General features: G+C 78.2%; 1 pseudogene. It reads left to right on the top strand.

What is annotated here, in order from left to right:
- A pseudogene (locus NJ376_RS28445) lies at positions 1–1,406 on the top strand (DUF4159 domain-containing protein); the annotation flags it as partial.

Here is a 1,406-nt window from a genome sequence, read left to right as displayed (position 1 = left end):
ACCGGCGAGCCGCCGCGCGTCCTCGGCCCGATGCCGGCCGAGGATCTGCGCGCCCGGCTGGCGGCGCTGCGGCCGAAGCCCTGGGCGCCGGACCGGGAGGCGGCGCTTTCCGCCTTCGCCGCTTGGCGCGCCGCCAATCCCGGGCCGCTGGCGCCGCTGCTGCTCTCGGATGGCGTCGAGCATGCGCCGGAGGCGGGCAGGCTGGCCGAGGCGCTGGCGGCCGCCGGGCCGCTGACGGTCGCCCTGGCGGAAGCGGCGCCGCACCGGCTGCTACCGCCCCCGGCGGCGGAGGCCGACCGGTTGCGCCTGACCGTGCAGCAGGTGCCGCTGCCCTCCGCCACCGAGGCGGGGGTGCTGGCCCGCACCGCGGATGGCCGCGCCATCGCCCGCGCCGCCGTGCCGATCGCGGCCGGGGCGGGCAGCGGGGAGGCGGCGCTCGACCTGCCGGTGGAGCTGCGCAACCAGGTGGTGCGCCTCGAGATCGAGGGCGCGACCGGCGCCGGCACCGTGGTGCTGCTGGATGAGCGCTTTCGCCGCCGCCCCGTCGGCCTGCTGCCGGCGCAGGAGGAAAGCGCCGATGCGCCGCTGATCGGCGACCTGTTCTACCTCGACCGCGCCCTCGGCCCCTATGTCGAGATCCGCCGCGGGCCGCTGGAGCAGCTCCTCGCCCGCCCGATCGCCGTGCTGGCCCTGGCCGACCGGCTGGTGCCGGAGGGGGCGGAGCGCGCCGCGCTGACCCGCTGGGTGGAGCAGGGCGGCACCCTGCTGCGCTTCGCCGGGCCGCGGCTGGCGGAGAACCCGGACCCGCTGCTGCCGGTGGCGCTGCGGGCGGAACGTCAGCTCGGCGGCGCGCTCTCCTGGGAACAGCCGCAGCGCCTGGCGGGTTTCCCGGAAGGCTCGCCCTTTGCGGGTCTGCCGGTGCCGGAGGAGGTGACGGTGGAACGCCAGGTGCTCGCCGAGCCGTCGCCCCGGCTCACCGAGCGGATCTGGGCGCGGCTGCAGGATGGTACGCCGCTGGTCACGGCGGAGAGCCGCGGCGCCGGGCGCATCGTGCTGTTCCACGTCACCGCCAATGCGGAATGGTCGAACCTGCCGCTCTCCGGCCTCTTCGTGCAGATGCTGCGGCGGATCGTGGCGCTCTCGGCCGGCATTCAGGGGGCGGAGGGCGATGCGCCGCTGGCGCCGCTGGAGACGCTGGACGGCTTCGGCCGCCTCGGTCCCGCCCCGCCCGCCGCTGCCGCCCTGCCGGCCTCGCAGATCGAGGGCACCGTGCCTGGGCCGCGCCACCCGCCGGGCTGGTACGGCACGCCGGGCCAGCGCGGCGGTGATGATTCGGCGGAGGCGGGCTATCGCCGGGCGCTCAACCTGGGCGGCGCGGTGCCGGCGCCGCGCGCCGCGCCGCCGCC

The organism is Siccirubricoccus soli (assembly GCF_024178315.1).
In the GTDB taxonomy this organism is placed as follows: domain Bacteria; phylum Pseudomonadota; class Alphaproteobacteria; order Acetobacterales; family Acetobacteraceae; genus Siccirubricoccus; species Siccirubricoccus soli.
Note: the sequence above shows the minus strand (reverse complement) of the source record. Positions and strands in the feature narration are given on the sequence as shown.